Origin of the sequence: Nitritalea halalkaliphila LW7 (assembly GCF_000265075.1) — a bacterium.
GTDB lineage: Bacteria > Bacteroidota > Bacteroidia > Cytophagales > Cyclobacteriaceae > Nitritalea > Nitritalea halalkaliphila.
Genome location: NZ_AJYA01000016.1, coordinates 68042 through 91762 on the forward strand (window position 1 = coordinate 68042; position 23721 = coordinate 91762).

Below are 23721 nucleotides of genomic sequence, written 5' to 3' on the forward strand. Positions count from 1 at the left end.
TCCAAGCCGAACGTAACCGATACTTTTTTCCAGTGCCTGGAGAAATTACCGAAAAGCGGGACAGCTACCTCGACGACTATCATGCGAAAAGCCATGAGGTCTCCCTGCTCTCCAACTGGCAACTTCGACTGAGTCCTTACACGAAGTTCTCTTTCCGCAACATGCTGAATGTAACGGGCACGAACGAGACGATTATTCGTAATGGATTCGATTTCGTGCAGCGGACAGAAGGTGCGCGCGATTATGCTTTTCGCTATGAAAGCCGTGCACTTTATGCGGGGCAGCTCGAAGGAATCCACCTTTCTCGCGATGAGATGACGAAAGTCAACTGGGTGTTAGGAGGCAACTGGGTGCAGCATCAAGAGCCTGATTTCCGAAGACTTCGCTCTACGTTTAATGCAGAAGGTACAGAGGGACAGTTTGTATTCATTGACCCGCCTGCTTCTAGTCCCCAGGATATGGGCCGTTACTTTGGATATTTAAGTGACTGGGGTTTAAGCCAGGGGCTTAATTTCGAAAAGAAATTCGCTGGCGTAGAAAAAGACCGGCCACGTATCTTCCGTGCGGGCTACTTAGCGGACTATAAGGCACGAGATTTTAACGCCCGCTACATCAGTACGGTATTTCCGGGGACACACGATTTCGCTAACCGGGAGCGCCTGATTCGTTTGCCTTTAGAAGAGATTTTCGCACCAGAAAATTTCCGTGCAGGTGATGGCTGGAGCATATTAGAAGGTACTCGAGCTACGGATGCCTACGAGGCGCAGACATTTATCGGTGCTGGCTATGTAGGTGGGGTATATCCTATCGGGGCGTTTAACTTAAGTGGAGGTTTACGTACAGAATACAGTGTGCAGCAGTTAGATAGCCGAAATCAGTTAGGCCCGGTACGTGTGGATACCCGAAAACTCGCTGCGCTTCCTTCCCTTAACGTGGATTACAACTTTACTCAGAAATCGCTTATTCGCGCAGGATACGGCCGTACCTTAAACCGTCCTGAGTTTCGTGAGTTCGCACCTTTCCTCTATTACAGCTTTGAATTCTTAGCCGGTTTCTTCGGGAATCCTGATTTAGAGATCGCGACCATCGATAATTTCGACCTGCGCTATGAATTTTATCCGAATGAAGGGGAGATGTTCAGCATCGGCGCTTTCTATAAGTTTTTCCAGAACCCCATCGAAACTGTTCAGCAGAATGTAACGGAGCAGCTGCAGTTCACCTATGCGAATGCAGTAGATGCCACGGTGTACGGAATCGAGTTTGAGGGAAGAAAAGCCCTTTCCACGCTCACGGACATACCCGTGATTAAGGACCTCTCCTTTAATGTGAATGCCAGCTTGATCTGGTCAGAAGTTTTCTTGGGCGATGATGTCCGCTTCCAAGATGCGCGACGTGCCCTTCAAGGTCAGTCTCCTTATGTCTTAAACGCAGGCCTATTTTATAATAACCTGGCTAGTGACCTGAATGTAGGTGTAGCCTATAACGTAACAGGCCCACGTATTTTCGTGGCAGGAAATGCAAATAATCCTGAAATTTATGAGCTTCCCCGTCATCAGGTAGACCTTACAGTAAGCAAGGTTTTCCGCGACCGCACCACGCTAAAGGTAGGTATCCAAGACCTGCTCAACTACCAGTACCGCTTTTTCCAAGATTCTAACTTCGATCGACGCATCGACACGGCTATCGACGACCCGATGTATCTCTGGAGAAGAGGAACCCTGTATTCCGCATCACTTACTTATAGAATCAAATAAATTTTTACTACCAATTGATTAGTACCATGAAAAATCTATTCAAAATCCTTGCATTAGCGGCCTTTACCGCGGTGACAGCAGCGTGTAGCGATGATGCTCCAGCGCCGATCGTAGATGAACCGGGAGAGCCGGATCAGGAGCTACTAGTAGATCTAGAGGGCAATTTAGCTACCCAGACATTGACTGCTGACAAGCAGTACCTATTAAAAGGCCAAGTATTCGTTCGCGATGGGCAGACGGTAACGATCGAGCCAGGAACGGTTATCTACGGCGAAAAACGCTCTAAAGGAACACTTATCGTTGACAGAGGGGGTAAGTTAATCGCGAGAGGTACTAAAGAGAAGCCGATTATCATGACTTCCGCTCAGCGTCCAGGTGAGCGTGACCGTTCCGACTGGGGTGGTTTGGTGATCGCCGGTCGTGCGAAAACGAACCAGATCGACCCTGCCGTGGAAGGTATCGACCCGATTTTGATCTTCGGTGGAGAAAACGATAACGATAACTCAGGTGAATACGAGTACATCCGCGTGGAATATGCAGGTATCGAGCTGACACCAAATAACGAAACCAACTCCATCACCATGGCTGGTGTGGGCAAAGCTACCTTTATGGAGCACCTGATGGTTTCTTTCGGTGGTGATGACGGTTTCGAGTGGTTCGGCGGAAACGTGGACGGTCGTTACTTCATTTCACATTCTACCTGGGATGATGATTTAGACGTAGATTTCGGTTACAGCGGAAACGTACAGTTTGCACTAGTAGTAAGAAACCCTTTCTATGCCGATCAGTCGCAGTCAAATGCTTTCGAGTGTGATAACGGACCTAACGATAACGATGTGCAGCCTTACACTACAGGTACATTCTCTAACGTTACCGTGTACGGACCACGTGACCGCGTAGGTCGCTCTATCTCCGGAAATAACTTCCACGCGATCGATTTAAGAAGAAGAACAGCAGTTTCTATCTTCAACACCGTCTTAACAGGTTTCCCTACAGGTGTTCGTTTTAACACAGCTTCCGTAACTACACAATACCGCGCAGGCACCGGAGTTCTAGCCAATAACATCATTGTAAATCCAAATGCACACTTTGCTGCCGGTGGTGGTGCTGATGTGAAAGACGTAGAAGAAATCTGGACCGCTTCGAATGAGACCTTCTCTTTACCTGCAGCCGATGGGCCTTGGGAAGATTTCTATCGTGAATTAGGTCTACGACCGGAAAACTTCTTCGCGCGCTATACCGTAAGTACCTATCCTTCAAATCCAAACTTCGCATTACTTCCTAACGGAACCCTTGCTACTGGTGCATCTTTCGATAACGCCAAGTTTAACGAGCCGGGAAGAACCAACTTCTTCGATAAAAACGTGCCATTCATCGGTGCTTTCGGTAGCACAGACTGGACGGATGGCTGGGCAGAATTCAGCCCACTTGAGATCGATTACACTAAGATGTAAGTTGTTCTCAACCCCGAACACGCTTTAATCATCAGGGCTGCGCGCGTAGGCAGCAGCCCCTTCCTTCCTTTAATATCCCCGCTGTATATGTTGAACGTACGTACCTTAGTTCTTTTTTTAAGCCTTGTAGGCCTTTTCAGCCAGTGTAAGCCATCCAGCCCCTACAGCCCGGAGCAGCTTAGTTCCCGTGAGCAGCATAGCCTACTGCTGAGTAGCATCCGCTATTTGGGCCATTTGCCTAAAAAAGCCAACCATGACACCAAATTTCAACCTGTTTACGACACCTATTATAGCCAGTTGGCACTGGATTACACAGTGGAAGCCTATTTTCAGGACGATACTTATGAGTATTTCTTGGCCAGCCGCATTGCTCCCTCTCTAAAAGTAAAAAAAAGTCGCCACAGGAGTGAAAATTCAGCGAAATGCAGATGGCCAGCTTCTCCACTACGAGGAAGTATTCCGTACTTGGAAGTTTGAAGAAGAGGAGCTCCTCGAAAAAGGTCTCTTTCTCTTCGACCGAATGGTTCGTGGTGAAGATTTGACCCTTATCTGCCGCAGTATTCCGGTGATGAAGAGTACATCGAGTTTCCCGATCAGCGGGTGTATTTCGATGTAGAAGCCCGTAGATGGCTGGTGCGCTCTGCTGTGCAGGAAGATAGCCTTGGCCTCTTGTAAGGGGTACCGAGGAGTCCGAAAACCGAACTTGAGCCTTTGCTGTGCGCTGCAGCGAAGCTTTTTTGCGCCCCGGCGCAAAACTTTATCCTCAGTCGCCCACCAATCCGACCATTTTATTTAATTTTGCAGCTATGGCAAAACAAGAACAAACAGCGGAAAACGCACAGTTAAAAGATATAATCGCTCACGCGAAGGAGTATGGATTCGTTTACCCGTCTTCAGAAATTTACGATGGCTTACAGGCTGTTTACGATTATGGCGCTTATGGTGTCGAGCTTAAAAACAATTTAAAGCGTCTCTGGTGGGAAACCATGACGCGCCTGAACGAAAACATCGTGGGCATCGATGCTGCCATTTTTATGCATCCGACCACCTGGAAGGCTTCAGGCACGTGGATAGCTTTAACGATCCCATGATCGATAATAAGGACTCTAAAAAGCGTTACCGCGCGGATGTTTTGATCGAGGAGCATGCCGCCCGTTTCGAGGAAGCAGGAGAGGTGGCGCGGGCGCAGGCGCTGGTGGCAGAGATGGGCCGCCTACTAGAGGCGGAAGATCTGGCGGGAGTGCGTGACCTTATTATCCGTGAGGGGATTTCCTGCCCGCTGAGCGGAACGACGAACTGGACAGAAGTGCGGCAGTTCAACCTGATGTTTTCTACTCAAGTGGGTTCGGTGGCGGAAGATGCCTCCACGATTTACCTGCGTCCGGAAACAGCGCAAGGCATTTTCGTCAATTTTTTAAATGTGCAAAAAACCGCGCGTATGAAGGTACCATTCGGTATCGCGCAGATAGGGAAGGCGTTCCGTAATGAGATCGTAGCCCGACAGTTTATTTTCCGTATGCGGGAGTTTGAGCAGATGGAAATGCAGTTTTTCGTACGTCCCGGTTCAGAATTAGATTGGTACCAGCAGTGGGCCAGCACGCGGATGAAATGGCACCTCGCATTAGGTATTCCAGAGGAAAAACTGCGCCGTCATGATCATGAGAAACTGGCTCATTATGCGAATGCTGCATTGGATATCGAATACAAGTTTCCATTTGGCTTTAAAGAGGTGGAGGGTATCCACTCGAGAACAGATTTTGACTTGAAGAGTCACCAGACCTTTTCGAAAAAGAAGCAGCAGTACTTCGACCCGGAAATCAATCAAAACTACATTCCGTATGTGATCGAGACCTCTATCGGAGCAGATCGTCTGTTTTTGATGACGCTATGTAATGCGTATGTGCAGGAAGAAGTAGAAGGGAAAAGCAGAACCTACCTGAAGTTTCATCCAGCTATCGCTCCGGTGAAAGCGGCGATTCTTCCGCTGACAAAAAAAGATGGACTTCCAGAGAAGGCAAATGAAATCGTGCAAGCGTTGAAATATGATTTTAATATCATTTACGAAGAAGCGGCTTCCATCGGCAAGCGATACACGCGTCAGGACTTGATCGGAACGCCATTCTGCATCGCCGTGGACCATCAGACCTTAGAAGATGATACGGTGACCATTCGTCACCGAGACACGACCGAGCAGGAGCGTGTGCCGATCGCCTCTCTACATGAGCGTTTAAGTAACGCCTGCAGTTTCCGCAGAATTTTCGAGCTGTGTTAATCCGCTTTAATCGGATATGCAAGCAGCTCTAGCTAGCTTTGGATTAAAAAATAAGAGATCCCTTCGGGGATCTTTTTTTGCTTTTTACAGCTTAGATTCTGAAATAGTGTAAGGGCATAGAAGGCTACCATTTCCAAGTATTACCCTAAAACCCCCAGGAAATTATATCCCTATAAGGCATATATAGAAACCCATAATACAATTTTATATAGGAAAATATATTTTACTTATTTTAATAGTTTGAATAGAAAATATATTTACTTTTTTAGGCTTTTGATTTACAATTTTAATCAATGAAATAAGAGAACACGTCAGAAAAATACGTTTAGCTGACTTTTTGCGTCTTTGGTTTACAGCTTGAAGAATTTCTCATTTCCGATTTTAATAAGGTTTTTTAGCATTATAGCATATATTATGTGGTTTTCAGGCGAAATGTGGCATGGACAGACAGCCCAAAAGCAGCTGTATAGCTGGCATCTAAAGAAGTTTAAGTTGTATCCTTTTGTGCCTATAGTCACGTTTAAGTATTAATTGGTGCTATCCCATTTCTTTACCCACAGACTAATTGGTTGTCTCGATCGATTTTCCCGCCCACAGGCAGTTAAATTTCTCACACAGCCCTGCCATTTACTAGCACCTCCGAAGACCTATCGGAATTATCTTACCAATTAACAAGTACCCTTATGAAAAGCCATTTCCAATTATCGTGGGCCATCTTCTTCACCATCGTTTGTCTGTATTATGTGAAGCTCTTCCTGCTGACATCCTTCTCCTTTAATCATTACGATATCCTGTATTTCCGAAATTATTTCTTCTGCATCGTAGGTTTATATTTCTACGGTTTATATAAGCGAGAACAAAAACGTTTACCCGAATTAGAAGCAGTCGATGCAGGCACCCAGTCGAAGGGCTTCCGCTATCACTTCAAGCGGCTTTCTAACCAAGCGATGCCTGCCTTATTCCTTCTCGTTTATGTCTTGATCCATATTTTTTCACTCTCTGAAGCCTCACTCGACATCGTATACCTTGCCTTCGACGCAGGAACTATTTTCATCCAATACCTCAGCTTTTTAGCTATTCTTGCCCTTATCGCGACCCATGGCCGAAAGGATGTTCCCAACTTATTTTTAATGACACTGCTTCTCGTTTCCACCTTGAATATTTCAGCGAATGCTATGGGTGCAACTATTTATCTTCTTTTAAACCCTTTTACCGGCTGGGCCTATTCCATTAATTTTATGGACACCTCCCTCTGGTATGTCAAGCTTTCGCTGCTACTGGCTGCTACTGGCTTCCTCTCCTTCCGTATGCTCAGAAAGCCGCAGCCGGCAAAACAAGAAGTGCGGCGTTCGTATTCCGAGTAATTCGAGCGCATGCCGCCGCTTAGACGCCGACAGTACTTTCCACCGTAAAGGTTCGTAAGAATTCCGAGCTAGATCGAAAACAGGCCCAAAAAAAATGTGTTAATTAGGGGTATGAAAGAAAAAAGAGCGCTCGTCATCGGCTCAGGAGTAGCAGGCCTAGCAGCTTCCATTCGACTGCGTCAGCAGGGTTACGCAGTGGACGTTTTCGAGGCCAATCCTTATCCCGGTGGTAAACTATCTGAAATTCGTCTCGGCGGCTATCGCTTCGATGCTGGCCCCTCCCTCTTTACCCTGCCCGAGGAGGTAGAAGACCTCTTTCGCATCACAGGAAGAAATCCCGAAGACTTCTTTACCTACGAAAAACTCGACATCACCTGCCACTATTTTTGGGAAGGGGGCAAGACCCTGAAGGCCTATGCCGACCCGCATCTATTCGCCACAGAAGCAGGCCATAAATTCGGTGAGCCTACCGAAAATATCCTCGCCCACCTGAACCAAAGCGCCTTTATGTACCAGCGCCTGGCGCCCCTATTCATGTACCGCTCCCTCCATAGCCTGAAAACATGGACGAATAGCGCCGCGCTAAAGGCCTATGGACAGCTGCATAAACTGGGACTCTTTTCGACCATGCACGAGGCAAATGCCAGCGCCCTCACGCACCCGAAACTGGTGCAGCTCTTTAACCGCTACGCCACCTATAACGGCTCGAATCCCTACGAAACGCCAGCTACCCTGAATATTATTCCCCACCTGGAATTTAATAAGGGGGCCTTCTTCCCGAAAAAAGGCATGCATGACATCACCCAGTCCCTTTACAAGCTGGCGAAGGCCATCGGCGTTCAGTTTCACCTGAATAGCCCGGTGGAGGAAATCATCGTGGAGAAGGGAAAGGCCCTCGGTGTGGTGGTCTCCGACCAAAGGATCTTCGCCGACCTCGTGGTGAACAATATGGACATGGTCAATGCCTATAAAACCCTTTTGCGCAAGCAAAAACAACCCAAACGCCTGCTAAACCAACCGAAATCCAGCTCAGCACTCATTTTTACTGGGGCATCCGGAAGCATTTTCCTGAACTGGAGACTGCCATAACATCCTCTTCTCTGAGGATTATCAGAAAGAATTCGACTATATTTTTAACCGTAAAGAAATCTATAAGGACCCTACGGTTTACATTAATATTACCTCTGTCCATAAGCCGGACGATGCGCCTGAGGGAGGGATGAACTGGTTTACCATGATCAATGTCCCGAATAACCAGGGGCAAAATTGGGATGTGTACATCCAAAAGGCGAGACGCTATATTCTCGATAAAGTGGAGCGCGTCCTCGGAACAGCTATCAGCCCGCTGATCGAGGTGGAAGAAATTCTAGACCCAAGAACCATCGAAAGCAAAACCAGTAGCGCTCAGGGAGCCCTATACGGAAATAGCTCGAATAACCGTTACGCGGCGTTCTTGCGGCATGCTAACTACAGCCCATCTATAAAGAACCTGTACTTCTGTGGAGGCTCTGTGCATCCGGGTGGCGGCATTCCGCTGGCCCTGCTTTCCGCAAGAATCGTTTCTGAAATGATCGAAAAAAAACAGCCTCATGGATAAAGCGCCAGCGACTTCAGGGCAGCGACCGAAAAGACTGAGACCCTTCGACCGTCTACGCTTGATTTTCGAAGAACAGCTCAGCGTCCTAACCTTAGCCGAACCGCTCCTCATTTTTTCTTTAGCGGATTATAAAGAGAAAATGGCGCAGCAGGGCTTCCATAGTGCCTTCATGCAAGATGAAGCGGGCATATTCTGGTGTTTCGAAGCCGGCGACACGGCACCGCGCCTAGTGGAGTCGACCGACTGGCTGGCACCAGAAACCCCTCTGCTAAGTGTTTTTCGGCTGCTGCAGGAAAAAAGGCGCTACTTTATTCGTGATGAAGAAGGCCTCCCCGCGTATATCGTCACCCGAACCGACTTGGATAAAATGCCCATGCGTCTTGGGATTTTCGGTATGATCAGCATATTCGAGACCTATTTAAAAGAAAAAATCCGCCAAGAAATCGCCGACTGGCAAGGCTCCATTTCTGCCGAGCGCTTAGCGGCGGCCCAGCAGCTTTACGCCATCAAGCGGGCCCGGGAAGAAGAAATCGACCTTGTACAGTGCTTGCAGTTCGGAGACATCGGAAGTATCTACTCGAAACAGCAGCGCTTCCGTGCCTTCGATCAGAACCTGAGCCGCGACCGCTGGGTGCAGCAGATGAATGCCATCGGAAAGCTGCGGGACGCACTGGCCCATTCTCAGGCACACCTCGGCCTATCTTGGCCGGAAATAGGCACTTTGATCGCCTTCATTCGCTCGGTAGTAGACGAATGAAGGCGTTCAGAAGCACTAACCTAAAGCATCCCTAACGCATGATCGGCTGCGGGAAAACAGGCAGGCTTTCGAATCCCTTCTCACCTACCGCCTGCACCGCGAAGAAGTAGTTGTCCTTCGAATAAGGCAGTTCCATGCGTGTCTCTGTGGTAAAATATTTCTTTTCCCACATCGACTGATCTGTTTCGCGCATCAAGACATAATAGCCAACGGCCCGACCCGTTTCCGGCGCCTCCCACTGTAGCGTGGTCGAGTTACTCAGACGACGCACGTCGATGCCCACCTGACGAGGAGCCGAGGGAGCCGAGGCTAAAGCAGCTAAGCTGGCCACATTTAAGGCCGTCACCTTCTGCATGTAGGCATAATCCACGAACTCGGGCAGATCCCCGTATTGAATGCCATCCTCTACCCGCACGTCCTCATGCTGGTAGTAGTAGTTTTCATTCATCTCACATACCCGTATGGCCGTGAAGCCCTCTCGGGCAAAAGGTGTCTGATCACCACCGCGTAAAAATCGATCCGACCGGTAGATCAGTTTGACCTCCAGCTGATCCACATAGCGCTCACCACTTCTTTCATGTAGCGCGCTAACTGTCGGGAGGGGCTATCGTTTTCAGCGTTTGTGTAGCGTCGAATCGCGGCGCCACGCTCTGTCTCAGCCACGGGAATACCTTCTGAAAAGATACGGACGCGGGTATTATCGGCCAGCTCCGTACCAGAAGAACGGCTATTTCCGATCATGTCATTATTCAGCATCGCGACCAAGTTCCACTCTTCGGCTTTTGCGCGTTTCGCCATATGCTCGGCCCCTTTGAGCCCCTGCTCCTCACCGGTTACGATCAGAAATACCAAAGTAGCAGGAAAGCGGTGCTCACTTAAAATACGGGCCATCTCCATAACCCCCGCTACTCCGGAGCCGTCATCATTAGCGCCAGGCGCTTCTCCGCTGCGGTCCATTACATTAAGCGCCCTGCTGTCGATGTGTGCACTGACGATAAACACCCGATCATCCTGCGGGTCACTGCCCTTCAGCGTTGCCATGATATTGGCCAGCTCCACATCCTCAGGGATTCTGCGTCCATCTGCTGGAACGGTAAACCGGTCCAGGACCACCTCCAGACGGCCTGCTTTTGCCGCAGGCAAGGCATCGAAAAATGCCTTCACATATTCCTGTGAAGCGTCGATTCCGCGACCTTCAGCCCGCTCACTTAGGCTATGGCGTGTCCCAAAACCCGCTAAGGTGTACACATATTCTTCCAGACGCTCCGCGTCCACTGCCTGCACCATTTTAGCGACTTCTGCATCGCGCATGACGAGCGTCTGAGCGAAAGACGAAGCCCCGAAAAGGGTAGCACAAAGGCCAGTAAAAGCCCCGAGGGCATACTTTTTCCACATGTTAATTTGCATCACTTGTTCCTGATTGTATGACTTGGCCGAAAAATACGGCATTTAAAAACAGTTTATTGGTGCCGTACCAGACGGCTCTAAAGTTAGGGTTATCCGCGAAGCCTACCACGCGGCCCGACCCAAGCCGCTTTACCACTAGTGCCGCGCTCCCCGCGAGTGTTTTTTCGATTTCCGGATGTACATAACCACTCGCCAGCGGATTAGCCCGATAGCGGAGCGGGCTCGCATAGGGATTTTCAGGCAGCTCTAGTATCAAATTGGTATTGCGAAAGGTGAACATGTCCTCCTGCGTGTAGCCATATCCGAGCGGGTGGCTCAGGTCCAGCTGCGCATGGAAGATGGTCCCACTCGTCAGCCGCGCCCCGCGATTTTTTTCGTAATCCTTATAAGCGCGCGCCTTGCCGCCTTGCTTATCTTGCTGCTCCAACTCCCGAAAGGAAATCTTCGCCAGCCCATTTTATCGATCCACGTCAGTGCCTGCGCCCGTGCGATAAGGGTGTTGCCTTTGGCCGTCCAGGCCTTCAACTTTTCCGCTTCTCGCTCCCCCCAGACGGCATCGTAACTGCCATTCGGAAGTGCGATCACGGTGTATCGGCTCAGGTCTGTACTTCCTAGTCGCTCAGTGGAAAGTAGGGTGATCGGCATGTGCATCCGCTGATCGAAAAGGTGCCAAATTTCTCCCGCCTCGATGCTGTTTACACCCGGCCCTACCAGTAACGCCACCTCGGGTTTTTGGAGCACATCGATCTGAGGAGAACCTAAATTAACCCCCATCGTGTAGCCCGTTTTGATCGCATGCACATCGATGCCCAGTGGAAGCGCCTCCTCGCGCAGCAGCCTCTCCAGCGTTTCTTTTTGCGCGTCAGCGCCACCCCGAGGAATGCTCACCACCACAGCGCCTGCTTTAAGGGCACGGTCCTCCTCCAGGAGCAAAGGCTGATGGCTGAGGCGCACCAGATAGCCGGCCTCCATCAGGCGATGGGTCAGCCGTGGCGCATAGTAGGCATGCCATTCGAAACCGTATGCGACTGGATCCTCGGCCTCATGGAAGCGCCCGAGGCGCAAAGTGGACTGTCTTCGAGTAAGCTCACATTCGCCAAGTTGACGATCCGACTACTCAGCGCCATATGGTCGACGTGAAAGGACATCGGCATGGTCCAGGCGGAAACATCATAAAATAAGCTGTCTGTAAACGTATTTCGGACCTCGAAAAAGGCTTTGATCAGCCGGTACTGGGGCTGGTTTAAGGGTACGATATAAGCTTTCTCCTGCTCGAAGGACACACTGTTTACGGTGATGTCTTCATTTAACTGATACACGTCGATGGCATGCTGCTGGATCATTTTGGCTAAGGCATGCGCACGCGCGGGATCCTCTTTTTGGCCGAAAATATAGGCTTTATCCGTGTCCGCTTCCGCCTCCTGAAGGGCCTCTCGGTAGAAACGATGCTGGTAGCGGTGGAGCTCTTCGCGCATGTCCACTACCGCCCGAAAGGTACTGAGCGAGGTCCTGAATTGATTACGAATCGTAAAGGCAAAGGACAAGGGCCCATAGCTGCTTTCCTGCAGGTGGCCCCGTGAGCTGGCCTGTTCGAATAAAATGCCGATGCTGCCCTGAATGTCGGGATAGGTGGAACCATAGCCGAAAAAATACTCGTCGAAACTCTCGCGCGAATAATACAAACTGCCGATGGCATCCAGTTCCTCGGCATGATATCGGGCGATTTTTTCGGTCAGTACCATATTCTCTTTTGGGATCAGCGGGTGGTCCCGAGAGGGAATCCCGGGCTGAAAGAAATAGGTGCTGTTCTTCCCCATCTCGTGGTAGTCTAAGAAAACCGTGGGAAGCCAAGCCTGAAAGTGCCGCACGCGATGCTGCGACTCCGGCTGCTGTACGAGCATCCAGTCCCGGTTAAGGTCAAACCAGTAATGATTGCCACGCCCTCCTGGCCAGGCCTCGCTAAGCTCCCGCTGCTGAGGGTCTCCGTTTAGGGTGTAGCTCCGATGACTGTTGACCCATGTCGCAAACCGATTACTACCATCCGGATTCATAGATGGATCTATCATCCAGATAGTACCCGCTAAGTCGGGCAAAACCTCTTCAGCAGCTGTGAAAAAGTAAGCACTGAGTAAGGAAGCATTTAGGGCGGAAGCTTCATTGCCATGCACGCTGTAGCCAGCAGCTAGCACCAGAGGCGTATCGGCATAGGGGATGGAGGCATTGGGGTTACGGAACTCCTTACGGCTGCTCTGTAGCGAGTCTAGCTTGCGAATATTCTCCGGACTGCTTATAAAAAGAACCACTTGTGGCCGCTTTTCATGGGTCTGTCCGATGACCCGTAACTCCGCCCGCTCGCTGGAAGCGGCTAAGGCCTCCAGGTACCGCAGCGCTTGCCCATAGTCTGCATGCCATTCTCCCACCTGAAAGCCTAAAATTTCCTCTGGGCGGGGAACATTCGGGTCATAGCGGTAGCCTTCCGGCAAATAATAGTCTAGCGGAATGTCTGCAGTTTCCGCAGGCCCGAACTGGGCCAAAAGGGCGCCAGAGCCGAAAAAACTCAGCCCCAGCAGGAGAAAACCAAAACCAATGATCGTAAAGCGCATGATGCTCAGATGTAAATGCGAAATAGGTGAAAAAGTGAAAATAAGGCTTCATCGCCATAATGAAAAACCATTCATAAAAAGACCGGCCGGGCCGGAGGGCTTGGCATCAGCTCCACCGCTCGCTGGACACTTTTTTTTTCTAATTTTTCAAAAATAAACCCAAACTAATCCAGTCTCTCTCCGTAAAAAAGATGTAGAAAATTTTAAAAAATGCGAAGGATGAAAAAATTTATTTTTCTTGGACTGTTTTTTATGGGGATCCTAAGCCTACAGGCGCAGACCACACAAGACGAGCCCCACTTAGCAGGGATTCGACTCTTTACAGGCTTTTCGAGTGGCGGGCTTTTCGACGAGGTGGGCGAGCTCGTGGTCCCTGGCATCGGCTTGGACTACCTGTACCAAGTGAATAAAACTCCATTTTATGTTGGCGGTGGCTTCACATACGCACGTTTTGGCACCGAAATGACCAGAAGGCAGGATGTACTCGGGGGCGTGGCCCAATCGTTCCGGATTCGAAGAAATAACAACATGATTACAGGTGCCATCATAGGCCGTCTCATGCATGATGTAGGGTATGGACTGAGCCCTTTCATAGAAGGTCGCTTCGGGGCGCTACACACTTACACCCGCTCCAGAATTCGTGAAAATAGGTTGGCAGAGCCCATTTCTTCCGGGACAGAGCAGTTCGACTGGGCCGCCTTTTATGAGGTAGGAGCCGGCCTTAATTACGCCATCCCTCAGTCCACGGTAAAGGTAGAGCTTTCGATGACCTATTTTAATACTTTGGGAGAGTTAGATTTCCTCACGCGCCGTGATGCAATTTATAGTCCTGAGGGTGATTTAGCCCTAAACGTACGCCGTTCCGTGTTTTTATTATGGGTACCCAGATAGGCGTTAAAGCACGTTTTTAACTGTTTTGCCCGCTGGGCAAAAGGGAATAAGCGTCCCTATCTCTGCATCTGCGGAGAGGGGGACGCTTTATTTTTGGCTTTAAACAGAAAAAAATAGTTTTTTTTTTGGCATAGGCTTTGTTCAAGGCTGAAAAAATCAATGTAAACATGAAAAGCTTTCGGCATGTATCGGCCCTGCTGCTGGGCCTATGGTTATGGACAGGGTGCTCAGAAGAGCGTGAGCAGGAGCTAGATCCGCAGGGGGCAGCTCGAGTAAATGTTTTTTTGGTGGATGCGCCAGCTGCGTTCGATGAGGTATGGGTGGAGGTTGTGGCCGTAGAGCTTCGGCCACGCCAAAATGGGCCGGAGCATGATGAACGTGCTGGATTCGCTTCCCTTATGAAAATGAGGCAGCAGGGATGCTTAATTTGCTTACGCTGACAGGGGGACGCGCTGAACAGCTGGCCAGCCTGGAAGTTCCCGCAGGGGATTTAGCACAGATACGTCTGATTTTGGGTGACAACAACTTTCTTGTGCGCGATGGACAGCGGATACCACTTACCACGCCAAGCGCACAGCAGAGCGGTTTAAAGTTGAATTTGGATATGCCTCTTTCACCGGGAGGTACTTACGATTTGGTCTTGGATTTCGATGTGGACCGGTCTATAGTACGTGCAGGAAATAGTGGGATGTTTTTACTGCGTCCGGTCCTACGTGTGGTTGTGGACGCATTGGCCCAGTTAGAGGGTCGTGTATTGCCAGTGGAGGCGAGCCCTATACCCGTACGCTTGATTCAGCAGCAAGATACCCTCGGGACATTCACGAATACAGAAGGTTTTTTTACTATCGGAGGTTTAGCTTCGGGAACGTATCGATTAGAGGTTATCCCTAACGCGCCATTTTCCCCCTTCCAGTTGGAGGATGTTCGTTTAGAGCAGGGAGAGCGCAAAACGCTGGACCCGATTTTTTTGGAGGTAGAGGACAATTAATACTATTTTTTTCGAGCGATTAAATTTTTGGGATAGCCGCTGCTTGACGCTTTCGCGTCTAGCGGTGGCTTTTTGCTAAACCTTATTTTCTGCTTTTTTGAGGCTTATTCCGCTATTTCTACATTTCATAAAATTATTTTATTCAAAATTCATCAGAATATTTTTGTTTGTTTTGAATATAGTGCTATATTGGTAGAAACATTTTAAACTATATGAAAACATTATTTTTACCCCCCCCCCCGCGATACGCATGTAAGCCGAAGGCTGCATGGTGTGGGTATTTGAAACCTAAGGTAGCTGAGGCACTTTTTAAATGCTTCTTTGTCAGATCTTTTTGTGATCGGTCAGCTTGCATCTACCGGGATGATTAGTACTATTGACAACTTTGTTTTTGGTGTCGTAACTAGTGGAGGTACCTATCTTTTAGGTATAACGGATCTAAATGCATTATTGGCTTATTATGCAGCGAATCAAGATAATTTAGCAATTATTGAAGTTGTTTATAAAAATTATGTTGATAGCGGGTATAGTTATTTTCAAAATGAATTAGGGCTTTTAACATTTTTACAAACCGTGAATATGGGACTCACCTTATATAAAGGAGATGTTAATGGGTTTAATTCTTGGAATAGAATCGGGACTAACCGTAATCGTACTCAAATTATAAACTTAAACTGTAAATAAAATGAAAAATATATTAGTGTTTTGCGCTATCGTTTTAATTATGAGAGCACCCTTATTTGGACAAGATCAGTCCAAAGACATGAATCCTGCGAATTTAGTTGGAGCATTGGAAGGAACCTGGCAACATACAAGTCCAGATGGAAGAATGACGGTAAAATTTGTCCCTGTTCAAATGCAAATGGGACCAAGTGAAGATGCTGAAGTAAGAAACGCATTATATGGTTTTATTTTGTACGAAGATGCTTCTACTACCGTATTAAATTATTTAAATGAAATAGATAAGTATGAATCAAATCAATATATTAATTTTCAAAGTTTTATAAATACCCCAAAGGATAAAATTCCACAATTTGTAGTGAGCTACAGTTCTATAACAGATATGATAGCTGGATCATTTTCGCTCCTGGATAGAAAATATGCTTTTTCTGTAAGTTTAAATAGTTTGAATGACTCTACCATTATAATGAAGTCTATTCCTGATCCTAGAAATGAAGCAGATCTAAATATTTTCCCGAAAGAAATAAGTGAGTTAACTTTTACCCGTGTTGAATAAGCGTAGTATAAAGAAGCCCCCGCCAAGATTTTCGTTGGCGGGGGCTTTTTTAAATGGACGTATTGAAGTTGGATGCCTTTTATTCACAGTGGATTAACAGCAACCGGAATTGGGTTCGCAAGTGGGAGAGGAGGCAAGGTTTTGAAGTGAAAGGCGAATCTTAGGTTTTGGACCGGCAGGTCCACAGCATGCCGCCGCTTTTTCCTCTGGGCTTGTCGCGCGGTCTTTCGCCTTGCAGGTGGTCTGATCAGGAATTAAACGCAGGAGCAGGTGATTGTTTTCTACCTGAAGTGTATGGATAGGCAAAACGGCTGTAGGAAAACCCGAGTTGCCGTATTCAAACTTGATCACAGCATCTTGCAGGATAGGTCGAACCCGATGAACCGCCTCGAGTATTTCCAGTGCCTTCGAAGTATTTACCGCATGGTCTGGCTCAGGATCCTCATTTTCCCAAAGTTGCACGTGCACTTCCTGCCACTCGTTACGCAGGCCACCACAGTCTACGGTATCGAAATGTACATTTTTCACTTCAGTTAAGTGGACATCGCTCCGAACAAAAGCACCGGGACGATATTCAAAATAGAGGGTCTTATCCGGATTATCACGTAAGACCTGTAAGAATTCTTGTGTTTTTAATGACATCGTGTTTTAATTTAGTTAGTACCGCCACTTGTTGGCTAATGCAACTAGGCTCAGCATTACGGGAACCTCTACGAGCACGCCAACTACGGTTACCAAAGCAGCGGGGCTCTGCAGCCCAAACAAGGCGATAGCTACGGCTACGGCGAGTTCGAAGAAATTACTCGTGCCGATCATTGAAGCTGGAGCACATATCGCGTGCGGTAAACGCAGTTTGCGACCAGCGAACCAAGTGACAAAGAAGATAAAGTAAGACTGTAAGGTTAAAGGAAGTGCAATTAATAGAATGATAAGAGGCTGTTCGATTAAGGCGGCACCTTGAAAGGCGAAAAGCAGTAGGAGAGTGGCTAAAAGGGCTAAAATGCTGAAAGGTTTTAAGCGGGGAAGAAATACCGATTTAAACCATGCTTCCCCCTTTCTTTGCATGAAGAAGCGATGGGTAAGAAGTCCAGCCAAAAGAGGTATCACCACAAATACAAAGACGGAAACAGCTAAAGTCTCATAAGGTATCGTGATATCCGTTATGCCGAGTAAGAGCCCGACGAGCGGAACGAATGCAACGAGAATGATCAGGTCATTAATGGAGACCTGCACTAAGGTATAAGCAGGATCGCCATCCGTCAGATAGGACCAGACAAAAACCATCGCTGTGCAGGGCGCGACGCCTAGTAAAATCGCTCCGGCGATATATTCTCCTGCCATTTCAGGCGCTATAACTGCGCTGTAAAGGTGCTCAAAGAATACCCAAGCAAAAAAAGCCATCGTAAAAGGTTTGATGAGCCAGTTGATAGTAAGGGTTAGGAGCAGCCCTTTGGGGCTACGCCCCACCTGTCGGATGCTTCTAAAATCAATCTGTACCATCATCGGATAAATCATCAACCAGATCAGAATGGCAATGGGGATATTTACTCCGTAAAGGGAGAATTCTGCCCATGTCTGCATACTTTCTCCTGCCAGCTGCCCGAGTCCGATGCCCGCCACGATGCAGAGCGCTACCCAAAGGCTAAGGTAGCGTTCGAAAAAGGGCATTTTCTTTTTTTACTGTTTCCATGTTGCCGCGACTTGTTGGAAACTATAGGCCATTTCATTAGCGATCTGCTGGCTGCGCTCGAGGTATTTAGCCGCTTGTTCGGCAGTACCATCGAAAAGCTTGGGGTCTTCATAGCGAACCGGAATGCGCTGCTCCGCGCCGGGGATAAAGGGGCAGCCTTCATCCGCTTGCGAGCAAGTCATGATGGCTGCAAAGCTACTGCTAGGATTAAAAGGAGCATCATAGGCCTTCGAGAATGCCACGAGCGGGGGGGCGTTTTCCCCATACTTCACTGCATAAACGGGATTATCTCCCTCCGAAAGCGGATGAATATGAAATCCCTGTTGCTGCAAGGTGCTCGCCACCATCGGAAATAAGGCGGTGGCTTCGGTGCCTCCAGAATAGCAGTACACCTGTGGAATGCCCCAGTAGGCGGCCATGGTCTGTGCCCAAATTTGGGACAAATGACTTCTTCGGGAATTATGGGTGCAGATAAAGTTGAGGTGAATAGCGGCTCCCTTTCGCACTTTATCGACCATAAAGGCGATAAAGGGCTGCAGGGCTTCTCGGCGTTCATGCGAGATCTCCAAAGCGGGGAGCGCTTCGATCTGTGTGCGCAAAGCGGGAAAAAGAGGCTGGGTGTTCATACGATTAACAAGTAGTGGAACAGGTAGAAGGAAAAGGGCTTCGCCCGAGAAAATGTATCAGTAAGTCACTGGCTTCGCGCCACCCCTCGGGGTGAATGCAGTAATTCATCGTGTTACCGCTGATCGTACCTTGAATGAGGCCTAAGTCTTTTAGTTCACGTAAATGCTGGCTGACGGTCGCTTGCGCAAGCCCCAGTTCGGCTACCAGGTTACTGTTACAGCAGGTGTTACTGTCCAGAAGATATTCCAGAATAGCGATGCGGGCTGGATGCGCCAGACCTTTGGCTAGGCGTGCCAGTGTGTTTTGTTCTGCGGTAAAAAGAATGGTTTTACTTATTCCCATAGGTGAGCTGATGCAAGTGACTAATCTGTTATATCGCAATATTACGATGAATTTCCCAGCTTTGAAAGCCCTTGCTCTAAAAAGCGCAGTCGAGTGGGTATCCCCCAAATAGTTGGAGCTAAAACATTACCAAAGAGAACTAGCCCTAAGGGCCCTCTCCAACAGAACTTTTTACACCCATCCCACCCGTTCTGGCTTGTTTTTTGGCATAGCTTGCGTATCTTACCTAAAAAAACCTAGCAAACTATGTTTGGACTTGGAATAATCGGTCTCGCTATTTACGTGTACACGCTTTACGACGTGCTTACGCGCGATTTTAGAAACGGAACAGACAAAATCATCTGGCTCCTGGTCGTGATCTTCTTGCCGCTGCTCGGAACGATACTTTGGTTTTTAGTGGGCAGATCCTCCTCCTTTAAATAAATCCACCAGCGCTTTTTGGAGGTCGGCATGCTGAAATTGGAAGCCCGTGGCCAATGTCTTCTCAGCGGAGACTTTGTTACCTCCCACTACCATCTGGGCCATTTCGCCTAAAACCAGGCGCAGCGCGAAACCCGGTACACCGATGCCTATGTACGGCTTGCCCTTTGCCTTGGCGGCCAGCTGCGTAAGCTCCGCATTCGTGCTGGCCGTAGGAGCCACAGCATTATAAATGCCTTCCAGATTTTGCTCCAGCGCATAGACAAATAGGGCGGCCAAGTCCTCTACATGAATCCAACTCATCCACTGCTGCCCTGAACCCAGCGGTGCGGCTACAGGAGGTTGCAGCATCGCCTTAAGGGCGCCTCCATTTTTCTCCAGTACGATACCGATACGTAAAAGCGCACAGCGCAGGCCTAAGGCACGCATTTCCAGCGAAGCCTGCTCCCAGGCGATCACCACTTCCGCTAAAAAATCCTGTCCGGGGCTATCGGTCTCCGTCAACAGCCGATCCCCTGTATCCATGCCATAGTATCCGATCGCACTCGCGCCGATAAAAACGGTCGGCCGCTCTGGTAAATCACGCATTTTTTCTACCAAAAGCGCCGTGCTCTTCGTCCGGCTCTCTAAAATCAGCCGCTTGCGCGCAGCAGTCCAGCGGGAGTCCGCCACTCCGGCACCCGCTAAATGAATAAGACCATCCGCCCAGCGTAAAGCCGCCACATCCAGCTCCCCCTGCATAGGATCCCAAAAATAAGTCTTCTGGCGCTGCTTTTCAGGACTTCTCCCCAGCCAAGCCACGGTGTAACCTTTCGCTTCCAGCTGCTTCGTTAAAACACGGCCCACTAAACCAGAGCCCCCTGTTATCAAAATGTTTTTCATGGTGCAAGATGTAAATTGCCCCCCGGGCAGTACCAATTTAATGCAAAAAGACTTACTTTTGTTTCAGGTGATGGGGTTCCACCTAAAAAAAACCGCCGTATCGGCTGATGACTCCTACACAGTATGCCCTTTCTTAACTGCCATACCTATGTGGGAAAATACCGCAGGGGCTCGCGATGCCTTGCTCCGATTTTTGAAAGAGGAAATGTTTCCTCAGCTTGCCTTCACCCTGAAATGGGGTCTCTTAGCCTCTATCATCGCCTTTATGGCCGGCTCCGCCTCCGCATTCTTCCTGGTTGCCCTCGACTGGGTAGGTGAAGTGCGCGAAGCCAATCCCCAGATCATTTGGGCCCTGCCCCTCGCCGGCCTGCTTATCGGCTACAGCTACCACCGTTACGGTCAGGAAGTCGTCAAAGGGAATAATCAGCTCCTCGATGAATTTTATCGCCCCGCCCAGACCATTCCCCTCCGCATGGCGCCTCTGGTGCTGGCCGGCACCTTAGCCACACATCTTTTCGGTGGCTCCGCAGGTAGGGAAGGCACTGCCGTGCAAATGGGTGGCGCGCTCTCCGACCAGTTCTCCAAATGGTTTCCCTGGGTGGCGGAAGACCGACGCATCCTGATCACCATCGGGGTGGCTGCAGGCTTCGCCTCTGTATTCGGAACTCCCCTGGCAGGCGCAGTTTTCGCCTTAGAATGGCTGATTATCGGTAGAATCCGCTATGAGGCTATCCTCCCCGCATTTGTCGCCGCTTATGTGGCAGATTACACCTGTGCGGAATTTTGGCACGTCCACCATACACCTTATAGCATGGGAGAAATTCCAGACATGAACCTGACTGTCCTGCTCTGGCTACTTCCCGCAGGCATCGCCTTCGGACTGGCAGGCCGGCTCTTTGCGAAGGCGACGCACTTTTGGTCTGCCCTTTTTAAGCGCATCAGCTACCCCCCACTTCGCCCCGTTATCGGAGGGCTCCTCGTCGCCATCATCGTTTTTGTCAGCGGCACCACGAAATACATCGGCCTGGGCGTGCCGACCATCGTCGAAGCCTTCGAGACGCCACTCCCTTGGTATGACTTCCTCGCTAAAATCGGGATGACCTCCCTTACCCTCGGTGCAGGCTTTAAAGGGGAGAGGTGACCCCCCTATTTTACACAGGCGCTACCCTCGGAAATGCCCTCAGCCAGGGCTCATCCCCCTACCCATGGGCCTTCTGGCCGGACTGGGCTTCGTCGGCGTTTTCTCCGGCGCCACGAATACGCCGCTAGCCTGCACCTTTATGGGTCTCGAACTTTTCGGAATGGAGGCCGGTATCGCCATCGGCATCGTCTGCGTGGTCGCCTACCTCTTTAGTGGACATGCTGGCATCTATAACGCACAGGTGTCGGCAGCCCCAAACATAAGCGCTCCAAGACCGAAAAGGAAAAAGGCTCGGAGAACTCTAAGAGAGGCTCAGTGGAGAAGGAATCGGTCCAGGATTTTATTTTTGGCGCGGGAGCGCCAAAGGCCAAGACCTTTTAAGAAACCTCCAATAGGTCTGAAACCCCGCCCGCTAAAGCGAAAAAAGCCCGGGCAAGCGTAACGCACTGCCCGGGCTTAGTTTATCCTGTAAAAGTAGCTTTATTTTTTCAGCGCCAGCGCGATGTGGAGCTCCTCCAGCTGTGCAGCTGCCAATTTGCTCGGCGAGTCGATCATAACATCACGGCCAGCATTATTTTTCGGGAAGGCGATGTAGTCGCGGATCGAATCCGAACCTCCGAAAATCGCACAAAGCCGGTCGAAACCAAAGGCGATTCCTCCGTGTGGCGGCGCCCCAAACTCGAAGGCCTCCAACAAGAACCCGAACTGCTGACGGGCCTCTTCTTCACTGAAGCCTAGATGCTTAAACATCAACTGCTGCGTCGTGCGATCGTGAATACGGATAGAGCCACCACCGATTTCTACCCCATTAATCACCAGATCATAGGCATTCGCGCGCACCTGGCCCGGCGCAGTGTCCAGCAGCGGAATATCCTCCTGCTTAGGAGAGGTAAAAGGATGGTGCATGGCGTGGTAGCGCCCGCTCTCCTCGTCCCATTCTAGCAGCGGGAAGTCCAGTACCCAAAGCGGTTTAAAGACATTGCGATCGCGAAGCCCTAACTCCTCGCCCATCTTCAGACGAAGCTCAGACATCTGCTTGCGCGTAGCCGCTTCTTCCCCGCTGAGGAGGAGTAAAAGGTCACCCGGCCCCGCTTGAAGGTGCTGGGCCCACTGGGCCAAATCCTCTTTGCTGTAGAACTTATCTACAGATGATTTTAGGTCGTTTTCGCTGTTCACCTTCACATAGACCATGCCCTTCGCCCCGATCTGAGGACGCTTGACCCAGTCTGTGAGGGCATCGAGCTGCTTCCGCGTGTAGCCGGCAGCTCCCGGGACACAAATCCCTAAGATGACTTCTGCCTGGTCGAAAATCGGAAAGCCTTTCCCCTGCGCCAGAGCGGTGAGGCGGTGAATTTTCATGTCGAAGCGCAGGTCCGGTTTATCATTTCCATACAGCTCCATGGCTTCAGCATAGGACATGCGCTGCACCTCTTCCAGTTCCACCCCTTTCACCGTGCGAAACAGGTGGCGCACCAGTCCTTCGAAGGTGTTCAGGATGTCTTCCTGCTCCACAAAGGCCATTTCGCAGTCGATCTGCGTAAACTCTGGCTGCCGATCAGCGCGTAAGTCCTCATCCCGGAAACACTTGACGATCTGAAAGTAGCGGTCGAAACCACTCACCATCAGCAGCTGCTTAAAGGTCTGAGGCGACTGTGGGAGGGCATAGAATTCGCCCGGATTCGTACGACTCGGTACCACGAAATCCCGCGCCCCCTCAGGCGTGGACTTGATGAGCACGGGCGTCTCCACTTCTATAAAGGCTTTCTCATCTAAATAGCGGCGTACCTGCTGCATCATACGATGCCGAAGCTGCAGCTTTTCGCGTACTACATTCCGGCGCAAGTCAAGGTAGCGGTATTTCATGCGTAAATCCTCTCCGCCGTCTGTTTCGTCTTCGATTAAAAATGGAGGAAGCTTGGCAGGATTTAACACCTCTAAAGCCTGCACCCTGATTTCGATGTCCCCTGTCGGCAGTTTATCGTTTTTTGACGCTCTTTCTATCACTTGGCCGCGGGCCTGCACCACGAACTCGCGCCCCAGGCTGGTCGCTTGACGGAGCAGCTCCTCACTGCTGCTGGTCTCCTCTAAGATCAGCTGCGTCAGGCCATATCGGTCTCGCAGGTCGATCCAGACCAAGCCCCCTTTATTCCGTACCCGCTGCACCCAGCCGGCCAGCGTAACCTCCTGTCCTACATGTTCGAGCCGAAGGGCTCCACAAGTATGCGTTCTATACATAGTAGCGTCAATTTTATTTCAATAGAGGCAGCAAATATACGTAAACTTTACACTTTCTAT

At 49.7% G+C, this 23721-nt stretch carries 22 protein-coding genes, 3 pseudogenes and 1 riboswitch; of the genes and pseudogenes, 15 read left to right on the top strand and 10 right to left on the bottom strand.

All coding sequences use genetic code 11. From position 1 onward, the window contains the following. The first annotated feature begins 32 nt into the window (after nucleotides 1–32). The 7 genes and pseudogenes from A3SI_RS20300 to A3SI_RS05920 all read left to right on the top strand — a co-directional run bounded on the left by A3SI_RS20300 (nucleotide 33) and on the right by A3SI_RS05920 (nucleotide 9198). Complete coding sequence (locus A3SI_RS20300) at nucleotides 33–1754, top strand: TonB-dependent receptor domain-containing protein (protein WP_238531620.1); 1722 nt, start codon at nucleotides 33–35, stop codon at nucleotides 1752–1754. A gap of 26 nt (nucleotides 1755–1780) precedes the next feature. After that, on the top strand, nucleotides 1781–3208 hold the full coding sequence (locus A3SI_RS05895) for a hypothetical protein (RefSeq protein ID WP_009054326.1): 1428 nt from the start codon (nucleotides 1781–1783) through the stop codon (nucleotides 3206–3208). 406 nt (nucleotides 3209–3614) lie between these two features. Continuing rightward, the gene (locus tag A3SI_RS20305; RefSeq protein ID WP_238531621.1) at nucleotides 3615–3824 is read left to right on the top strand and encodes a hypothetical protein; all 210 of its coding nucleotides are present in this window, start codon (nucleotides 3615–3617) and stop codon (nucleotides 3822–3824) included. 190 nt (nucleotides 3825–4014) lie between these two features. Further along, a pseudogene (locus tag A3SI_RS05905) lies at nucleotides 4015–5480 on the top strand (glycine--tRNA ligase). 683 nt (nucleotides 5481–6163) lie between these two features. After that, nucleotides 6164–6844 (top strand): hypothetical protein, encoded by a 681-nt coding sequence (locus tag A3SI_RS05910; RefSeq protein WP_009054331.1) that lies wholly within the window; start codon nucleotides 6164–6166, stop codon nucleotides 6842–6844. A 111-nt stretch (nucleotides 6845–6955) separates the two neighbouring features. Continuing rightward, a pseudogene (crtD, locus tag A3SI_RS05915) lies at nucleotides 6956–8441 on the top strand (1-hydroxycarotenoid 3,4-desaturase CrtD). Continuing rightward, a complete protein-coding gene (locus A3SI_RS05920; protein WP_009054333.1) occupies nucleotides 8434–9198 on the top strand; it encodes a CBS domain-containing protein in 765 nt (254 codons plus the stop codon). The pseudogene crtD and the gene A3SI_RS05920 overlap by 8 nt, the downstream one beginning before the upstream one ends. A 31-nt stretch (nucleotides 9199–9229) precedes the next feature. Here A3SI_RS05920 and A3SI_RS05925 read toward each other — a convergent pair. The 4 genes and pseudogenes from A3SI_RS05925 to A3SI_RS20320 all read right to left on the bottom strand — a co-directional run bounded on the left by A3SI_RS05925 (nucleotide 9230) and on the right by A3SI_RS20320 (nucleotide 13208). Next, nucleotides 9230–10593 (bottom strand): annotated as a pseudogene (locus tag A3SI_RS05925) (M28 family metallopeptidase). Nucleotide 10594: 1 nt separating this feature from the next. Continuing rightward, entirely contained in the window at nucleotides 10595–11032 is a 438-nt protein-coding gene (locus A3SI_RS20310; protein ID WP_238531622.1) for a hypothetical protein, read from the bottom strand. Further along, nucleotides 10957–11670, bottom strand: coding sequence for a hypothetical protein (locus A3SI_RS20315; RefSeq protein ID WP_238531623.1), 714 nt, complete (start codon nucleotides 11668–11670; stop codon nucleotides 10957–10959). Before A3SI_RS20315 ends, A3SI_RS20310 begins: the two co-directional genes overlap by 76 nt. Further along, nucleotides 11589–13208, bottom strand: coding sequence for a M14 family zinc carboxypeptidase (locus A3SI_RS20320; protein WP_238531624.1), 1620 nt, complete (start codon nucleotides 13206–13208; stop codon nucleotides 11589–11591). The genes A3SI_RS20315 and A3SI_RS20320 overlap by 82 nt, the downstream gene beginning before the upstream one ends. Nucleotides 13209–13427: 219 nt before the next feature. Between A3SI_RS20320 and A3SI_RS05935 the strand changes: the two genes are divergently transcribed. The 5 genes from A3SI_RS05935 (at nucleotide 13428) to A3SI_RS05950 (ending at nucleotide 16324) form a co-directional block, all read left to right on the top strand. Then, nucleotides 13428–14099, top strand: coding sequence for a hypothetical protein (locus A3SI_RS05935; RefSeq protein ID WP_009054334.1), 672 nt, complete (start codon nucleotides 13428–13430; stop codon nucleotides 14097–14099). Nucleotides 14100–14266: 167 nt separating this feature from the next. Further along, nucleotides 14267–14539, top strand: a complete 273-nt coding sequence (locus A3SI_RS17210) for a DUF4382 domain-containing protein (protein WP_156810188.1) — start codon at nucleotides 14267–14269, stop codon at nucleotides 14537–14539. Continuing rightward, complete coding sequence (locus A3SI_RS05940; protein WP_009054338.1) at nucleotides 14518–15087, top strand: DUF4382 domain-containing protein; 570 nt, start codon at nucleotides 14518–14520, stop codon at nucleotides 15085–15087. The genes A3SI_RS17210 and A3SI_RS05940 overlap by 22 nt, the downstream gene beginning before the upstream one ends. A 336-nt stretch (nucleotides 15088–15423) precedes the next feature. Beyond that, nucleotides 15424–15771 (top strand): hypothetical protein, encoded by a 348-nt coding sequence (locus A3SI_RS05945; RefSeq protein WP_009054339.1) that lies wholly within the window; start codon nucleotides 15424–15426, stop codon nucleotides 15769–15771. A gap of 1 nt (nucleotide 15772) precedes the next feature. Then, complete coding sequence (locus A3SI_RS05950; protein WP_009054340.1) at nucleotides 15773–16324, top strand: DUF6705 family protein; 552 nt, start codon at nucleotides 15773–15775, stop codon at nucleotides 16322–16324. A 93-nt stretch (nucleotides 16325–16417) separates the two neighbouring features. On the opposite strand, the gene A3SI_RS05955 is transcribed toward A3SI_RS05950, so the two are convergent. The 4 genes from A3SI_RS05955 to A3SI_RS05970 are packed head-to-tail and all read right to left on the bottom strand — an operon-like array spanning nucleotide 16418 to nucleotide 18983. Further along, nucleotides 16418–16966 carry a DUF6428 family protein gene (locus A3SI_RS05955; protein WP_009054341.1) on the bottom strand — a complete coding sequence of 183 codons (549 nt, stop codon included), beginning with the start codon at nucleotides 16964–16966 and terminating at the stop codon, nucleotides 16418–16420. A gap of 15 nt (nucleotides 16967–16981) precedes the next feature. Continuing rightward, nucleotides 16982–17992 carry an ACR3 family arsenite efflux transporter gene (gene arsB, locus A3SI_RS05960; protein ID WP_009054342.1) on the bottom strand — a complete coding sequence of 337 codons (1011 nt, stop codon included), beginning with the start codon at nucleotides 17990–17992 and terminating at the stop codon, nucleotides 16982–16984. A gap of 9 nt (nucleotides 17993–18001) precedes the next feature. Further along, nucleotides 18002–18640 (bottom strand): low molecular weight phosphatase family protein, encoded by a 639-nt coding sequence (locus tag A3SI_RS05965; RefSeq protein ID WP_009054343.1) that lies wholly within the window; start codon nucleotides 18638–18640, stop codon nucleotides 18002–18004. Nucleotides 18641–18644: 4 nt separating this feature from the next. Then, complete coding sequence (locus A3SI_RS05970) at nucleotides 18645–18983, bottom strand: ArsR/SmtB family transcription factor (RefSeq protein WP_009054344.1); 339 nt, start codon at nucleotides 18981–18983, stop codon at nucleotides 18645–18647. A 246-nt stretch (nucleotides 18984–19229) separates the two neighbouring features. Between A3SI_RS05970 and A3SI_RS18110 the strand changes: the two genes are divergently transcribed. Beyond that, nucleotides 19230–19406, top strand: coding sequence for a PLDc N-terminal domain-containing protein (locus tag A3SI_RS18110; protein ID WP_083836454.1), 177 nt, complete (start codon nucleotides 19230–19232; stop codon nucleotides 19404–19406). Here the strand turns inward: A3SI_RS18110 and A3SI_RS05975 are convergent. Then, on the bottom strand, nucleotides 19377–20285 hold the full coding sequence (locus A3SI_RS05975) for a TIGR01777 family oxidoreductase (RefSeq protein WP_009054347.1): 909 nt from the start codon (nucleotides 20283–20285) through the stop codon (nucleotides 19377–19379). The two genes, A3SI_RS18110 and A3SI_RS05975, sit on opposite strands and share 30 nt — an antisense overlap. A 57-nt stretch (nucleotides 20286–20342) precedes the next feature. After that, a riboswitch (Fluoride riboswitch) is annotated at nucleotides 20343–20409 on the top strand. Between the two features lie 24 nt (nucleotides 20410–20433). Between A3SI_RS05975 and A3SI_RS05980 the strand changes: the two genes are divergently transcribed. Together A3SI_RS05980 and A3SI_RS23175 are read left to right on the top strand one after the other, a co-directional pair. Beyond that, nucleotides 20434–21426 (top strand): chloride channel protein, encoded by a 993-nt coding sequence (locus A3SI_RS05980; RefSeq protein WP_394330353.1) that lies wholly within the window; start codon nucleotides 20434–20436, stop codon nucleotides 21424–21426. 64 nt (nucleotides 21427–21490) lie between these two features. After that, complete coding sequence (locus tag A3SI_RS23175) at nucleotides 21491–21868, top strand: hypothetical protein (RefSeq protein ID WP_394330354.1); 378 nt, start codon at nucleotides 21491–21493, stop codon at nucleotides 21866–21868. A 38-nt stretch (nucleotides 21869–21906) separates the two neighbouring features. Here the strand turns inward: A3SI_RS23175 and aspS are convergent, their stop codons facing one another. After that, the gene (gene aspS, locus A3SI_RS05985) at nucleotides 21907–23661 is read right to left on the bottom strand and encodes an aspartate--tRNA ligase (RefSeq protein ID WP_009054349.1); all 1755 of its coding nucleotides are present in this window, start codon (nucleotides 23659–23661) and stop codon (nucleotides 21907–21909) included. Nucleotides 23662–23721 lie beyond the last annotated feature (60 nt).